The organism is Treponema sp. (assembly GCF_017430385.1).
In the GTDB taxonomy this organism is placed as follows: domain Bacteria; phylum Spirochaetota; class Spirochaetia; order Treponematales; family Treponemataceae; genus Treponema_D.
Window position 1 is genome coordinate 1 of sequence record NZ_JAFRNB010000158.1, and the last position, 6,336, is coordinate 6,336.

Genomic DNA, 6,336 nt, shown 5'->3' on the forward strand with positions numbered 1-6,336 from the left:
CGCTCCAAAGCGTTGCTTTTCCGCTACCCCCTCTGCGGGGTAGTGAGCCGTTCGCAATAGCGAAAAAACTTGCGAGGCAAGTTTTTAGGCGAGTCTCGGTAAAGGCTATGCCTGAACCGCACCCCGCAACGCCCCGGAAAAAAAATCGGCGACAATATCAGACAGTGCGCACATGTCCGACATCATCGCCGTTAAAAACAGAAAAGGTCGCAAAGCATTTGCTCTGCGACCTCATTGCCGTTTGATGTCTCTGTTATAGCGTGTTGAAAATTTTTTGTCAAGCGTAATTGTGAAAAAAATCATGGGCAGCAGATAAAACTTACATCGTCCAGAATTTCCTCTCTAGTCAAACCACTGTTTTTCCGATATATTACTTAAGTCGTTTTTTTGCTTGTGGGGCAAGGACGACTCTCTGGAGAGTCTTCACGATGGGGTGAGGCGCCGAAGGGTTAAGATTATTACAATCGATATCTCAGGCACAAAGGACAGGGCAAAAGTTCCATTCCTACTCTTTGGAGAGTTTGTTTCGTTTTTCGGGGCAAACTCTATTTTATTTTAAAAAGAACTTGTCGCATTTCGGCATGACAGTTCTTTCGGGGATTTAAAAATGTTTGACAAAATCCTTAACTCAATCGACGATGTGGTTTGGGGAATTCCAACCATCGTCCTTATTCTTGCAACCGGCCTTGTTCTTACGATTCGGGCAAGAGGCTTGCAGTTCACAAAACTTGGACGAGCATTCCGCTCAATTTTCAAAGAAAATGAAGGTCGCGGAGAGCTTTCGGGATTTTCTGCTCTTTGTACGGCACTTTCTGCAACAATCGGAACTGGAAACATCGTTGGTGTTGCAACTGCAATCGCTTCTGGCGGTCCTGGTGCCCTTTTCTGGATGTGGGCTGCCGCAATTTTGGGAACAGCCACAAAATTTGCAGAGTGTATGCTTGCAATCAAATACCGTGAAGTAAAAGAAGACGGTCATGTTTTGGGCGGCCCATTCTATACAATCGAAAAAGGTATGGGAAAAAACTGGAAGTGGCTTGCAATCCTTTTCGCAATTTTCGGAGTTCTTGCAGGTCTTCTGGGAATCGGTACGATGACCCAAATCAACGGCATCACTTCTGCCGTCAACATGGCATTTGATCCCCAGAATGCAAACATTGCATTCACTATTGGCGAGAAGTCATACACCTGGGCCACAGTAATCGGCGGAGCTGTCGTAACAATCGCAGCAGCCCTCGTAATTCTGGGCGGCCTCAAGCGAATCTCCAAAGTCGCAGAAAAAATCGTCCCTGCAATGGCTGTCATTTACATTTTCATGGGCGTCGCAGTTTTAATCATGAACGCAACAAAAGTTCCTGCAGCTTTTGCCTTGATTTTCAAATCAGCATTTGGTTCCTCTGCTGTAACCGCCGGTGTTTCAGGCTACATCATCAAGATGGTTCTGGATTCAATGCAGAAAGGTATTGCCCGGGGAATTTTCTCAAACGAGGCTGGCCTTGGTTCTGCTCCAATCGCAGCTGCTCCAGTTCAGACAAACGAGCCTGTTGAGCAGGGGCTGGTCAACATGACGGGAACTGTAATCGACACTCTCATCGTCTGTACAATGACCGGCCTTGCAATCGTAATCGCTTTTTACGGAGATATTATTGCTCCAGGCGGAATCGTTTTTGAAACAGTCGAAGGTAAACTTGCCATGATTTCTACCTGGAATAAGGGACTTGAAGGTGCAAATCTTACGGCAGCTGCTTTCTCCCGTGTTCTTGGCGGTGACGGCTATTCTGTAAAATTCCTCCTCATGCTCTGTCTGGCTTTCTTCGCCTTCACAACGATTTTGGGATGGGATTATTACTCAGAAAAATGTCTTGAATACATCACCAACGGCCGCATGAAGCTCGTTTTCATCTACCGCTTGATTTACATCTTCGCAATCGCAATCGGCCCGTACTTCACAGTCAACGCAGTATTCACAATTGCCGACATCACCAACGGTCTCATGGCAATTCCAAACTGTATCTCGCTGATTGTTTTGAGCGGAGTCGTTGCAGAAGAAACAAAGAAATACTTTGCGAAGTATCCAACACTGTAATTAGTGCATAATTCATAGTGCAAAATGCAGTATTGACACCGGGTGAGTTGTTCCCCGGTGTTTTTTTTTGTTAATTGGCCTTGTGGTCATTGTAATCAAGTTTTCTCAATCCGAAATATCATAATTGTCTCATAACTGCATTTTTTTGCATTATTCCGTGTCGTAATTTTGTTCTTTATGTTATTATTTTCGTATTTTTTAATTTTATTTTGAAATAACTGATTTACATCCAAAAAACCTGTGTTATAATTTACTCATTATGAAGTATGTATATTTTTTTGGTAATGGCGACGCAGATGGCGATGAATCAATGCGCGCAGAGTTGGGTGGAAAGGGCGCAAACCTTGCACAGATGGCTAAAGCTCCTTTGAGTCTTCCGGTTCCGGCTGGCTTTACTATTACTACAGATGTCTGTCAGAAGTATTACGAGTTGGGACGCAAATATCCGGAAGAACTTTATCCTCAGGTCGATGAATACCTTGCAAAACTTGAGTCCGTTATGGGCAAAAAACTTGGCGACGAGGCAGACCCGCTTTTGGTTTCTGTCCGTTCGGGTGCGGCAATCTCTATGCCTGGTATGATGGATACAATCCTTAACCTCGGTCTCAACGACAAGGCTGTCCTGGGGCTGGCAAAAAAGACTGGCAACGAACGCTTTGCATGGGACGCTTACCGTCGCTTTATTCAGATGTACGGCGATGTTGCAATGGGCGTTGACCACGACAAATTCGAAGCAATCATTGACGAAGTAAAAGAAAAGGCTGGGGTCAAACAGGACACTGAGCTTACAACAGAGAACCTCAAAGAAATCGTCACAAAATACAAGGCGATGTACAAAAAGGAAAAGGGCGAGGACTTCCCTCAGGACGCAAAAGAGCAGATGTGGGGCGCAATCGGAGCTGTCTTCGGCTCATGGATGAACCCTCGTGCTATCAAATACCGCAAATTGAACAACATCAAGGAAGGCGCTCTCAAAGGAACAGCCGTTACAGTAATGGCAATGGTCTTCGGTAACAAGGGCGAAACTTCTGGTACTGGTGTATGTTTCTCACGAGACCCTTCAACCGGTGAAAATGTATTCATGGGCGAATATCTTATGAACGCTCAGGGTGAGGATGTCGTTGCTGGTATCCGAACTCCGCAAAAACTCGCTCAGCTGGAGCAGACAAACAAGGCGATTTACGACGAACTCTGCCAGATTCGTGACCGCCTCGAAAAGCACTATCACGACATGCAGGATATGGAATTCACCGTTGAGGAAGGAAAGCTCTACATGCTTCAGTGCCGAAACGGTAAACGAACAGGTGCCGCAGCAGTCAAAATGGCAGTCGATATGGTCAAAGAAGGGCTCATCGACAAAGAAACAGCAATCATGCGTGTTGAGCCGGAGCAGTTGAACCAGCTTCTTCTCCCACAGCTCGACAAAGAGGCAGTCAAAAAGGCTACAGAAATCGCAGCTGGTCTTAACGCTTCTCCGGGAGCTGGTTGTGGTCAGATTGTATTCACAGCAGAAGAAGCCGAAGAATGGGCAAAGAACGGCAAAAAAGTTCTTCTCGTCCGAAAAGAAACTTCTCCAGATGATATCGCCGGAATGGCAGTTTCACAGGGTATCCTTACTTCAACTGGTGGACGAACTTCTCACGCAGCAGTCGTTGCCCGCGGTATGGGAACTCCTTGTGTTTGTGGCTGCTCAGATGTTGCATTCAAAGACGCTGAGACTGTCATCATCAAGGGAAAAACCTACAAAAAAGGCGACTTCCTCACGATTGACGGAGCTACAGGTCTCGTTTACGAAGGTCAGGTTGCGGTCAAGCCGGCTACAATCTCAGGCGATTTGGAAACATTCTTGGGCTGGGCAGACGAAATCCGCGAAAAATCAGAGCGAGTCACTGAATCAGGAAACCGTGTAAAGGGATTCGACATCTACGCGAACGGCGACACTCCTCAGAACGCAATGGATGCCTTCCGCTTCGGTGCAATGGGAATCGGTCTTTGCCGCACGGAACACATGTTCTTCGACGAGCCGAAACTCACCGCTTTCCAGAAAATGATTATTTCTGAAGACACAGAAAGTCGAAAGGAAAATCTGGCGAAAATTCTTCCCCTCCAGCAGAAAGACTTCTACGAAATCATCAAGACTATGGAAGGCCGACCGGTTACAATCCGTTTGCTTGATCCGCCTTTGAACGAGTTCATTCAGGCAGAAAGCGACTCACAGCTTACCGCCCTTGCAGAAAAACTTGGCGTTGATAAAGAAAAACTTGCCCGAAAAGTCATGCAGCTTGCTGAGCACAACCCTATGCTGGGTCACCGAGGATGCCGGCTTGCAATCACATATCCTGAAATCTACGAAATGCAGGTCGAGGCAATCGCCCGTGCTACGGCACAGCTTGAAAAAGAAAGCAAGAAGCACGAAGTTCTGATTATGATTCCGAATGTCGTTTCTTACAACGAAGTCGAGCAAATCCGAAAGCAGGCAGAAGCCGTCATCGATAAAGTCAACAAGGAAAAGGGCGTGAACCTTAAATTCCAGATTGGTTCCATGATTGAATTCCCGAGAGCCGCATTGAGTGCAGGAAAAATCGCAAAATACGCGGACTTCTTCTCATTCGGAACAAACGACCTTACTCAGACCACATTCGGTTTCAGCCGGGACGACTACGGAAAATTCATCGAGTCTTACTTGCAGCAGAGAATCCTTGAGGACGACCCATTCGCTACTCTGGACGAGGACGGTCCTGCAGCCCTCATGGAAATCGCCGAGGAAAAAGGCCGCACTGTCAACCAGCACCTGCACCTGGGCATTTGTGGTGAGCATGGCGGAGACCCGGCTTCAATCCATATCTGCTACAGAATCGGCTTGAACTATGTAAGCTGCTCTCCTTACCGAGTGCCAATAGCTAGATTGGCTGGTGCTCAGGCAGTGCTCAAAAATAAGTAATGAAATCCCGCGAGTTTTGCTTGGCAAAACTCGTTAGCAAACCGCTAGGTTTGCATGAGCACAGGCCGTGATTGAGTACGAGAAGAAGAATAAGTAAAAAGGATAGGGGAGAAGTCTCTCCCCTGCGTCGCACCCCACTCTCCTAGGGGACACCCCTAAAACCCCGGTTGGTTTACGCTGACCGGGATTTTTTTCTAATCCTTTCGAGAAATAAATGCGAGCCTATAAATCATCGGACAAAAGCTCGGCAAGATAATAAAGAATCGCGCATTCGTTTTCCTGCCAGATTCTAAGGCTGCGGTTTACCGCGCAAATCAGATAGCCTTTTACTTTGTCCTTTTTGCGTATCCGTGAAATTAAAACAGATTCAAAGCCCTTTTCATAAAGAACTTTGTAGAATTTCGGTGAGTGTTTTTTTATTAAATCCAGCGAGCCTTGGGAAAACAAATCTTCTTCCATGATTTCTGATAAATCGGACACATCCGCATTGAAGTTCTTGTCCAGGACAGCGCGCATTTTTCCGTCAGAAGTGACATAGTAAAAATCAGGAACTTTCAGAATTTCGCTAATCTGCGGCATGACTTTTGACAATTTGTTTTCAAAACCTGTTTCTGATTCGATGTCAGTCCTCAATTTGTACATATTCTTGAATATGCCGTTTTTGGCTATCTTACGGATTTCCACATATTTGTGTTTTTCTTCTTCATAGACTTTATAGCAGTTGCGGCCAAGATTTTTCCCAAGATAGAGCATTTTATCAATCAGGCCGAATAAATCAGAGAAATTATCGGAATCTTTTGGAAATGACGCGCAGCCGGATGTTCCCGTAACGAATGCCGCTCCGTTTTCAAAGAAAATTTCTTTTCTCAATGTGTTTGATTTGCCATAAAGATTTTCAAAAAAAGCGGTTTTCTCGCTTGTGGTGATGTTTTTTAAATCTATCAAAAGAAGCTCGTCCCCGCCGAATCTTCCCGCAAGGGCAAAGCCGTCTGTAAATTCAGCAAGGCTTTTGGAAACGGACGCAAGCACCTTGTCTCCGGCCGTATGTCCATAAGTGTCATTAATGAATTTGAAATTATCCAAATCGATGATTGTGAATGTGAAGGGAATTTTTTCTGCGATAAGGGAGTGGACAAACTTCATGGAATATGCGCGCGACAAAATTCCTGTGAGCGGGTCAAGGATTTCCTCAAGGCTAATCTCGTCGATTATCTTGTCAAAAAAACTGTATTTCCTGAGCTTGTCGATGGTGTAAAGGACTTGCGAGCCGTCGTTTTTCTCTTTGCGGCGGATTACATCGGTAATGTCA

General features: G+C 45.7%; 3 protein-coding genes and 1 riboswitch. Of the genes, 2 read left to right on the forward strand and 1 reads right to left on the reverse strand.

Annotated features, from left to right (window positions below):
- The first annotated feature begins 402 nt into the window (after positions 1-402).
- Positions 403-499: riboswitch (glycine riboswitch) on the forward strand.
- A gap of 108 nt (positions 500-607) precedes the next feature.
- Together IJJ71_RS12335 and ppdK are read left to right on the forward strand one after the other, a co-directional pair.
- Complete coding sequence (locus tag IJJ71_RS12335; protein WP_296847418.1) at positions 608-2,086, forward strand: alanine/glycine:cation symporter family protein; 1,479 nt, start codon at positions 608-610, stop codon at positions 2,084-2,086.
- 259 nt (positions 2,087-2,345) lie between these two features.
- Entirely contained in the window at positions 2,346-5,027 is a 2,682-nt protein-coding gene (ppdK, locus tag IJJ71_RS12340; RefSeq protein ID WP_296847420.1) for a pyruvate, phosphate dikinase, read from the forward strand.
- Positions 5,028-5,249: 222 nt separating this feature from the next.
- On the opposite strand, the gene IJJ71_RS12345 is transcribed toward ppdK, so the two are convergent.
- Positions 5,250-6,336, reverse strand: a 1,087-nt coding sequence (locus IJJ71_RS12345) for a GGDEF domain-containing protein (protein WP_296847422.1), incomplete at its 5' end; no start/stop codon positions are given.

Coding starts and splice junctions, on each gene's coding strand:
- IJJ71_RS12335 (WP_296847418.1), top strand. CDS start 608: ATGTTTGACAAAATCCTTAACTCAATCGACGATGTGGTTTGGGGAATT.
- ppdK (WP_296847420.1), top strand. CDS start 2,346: ATGAAGTATGTATATTTTTTTGGTAATGGCGACGCAGATGGCGATGAA.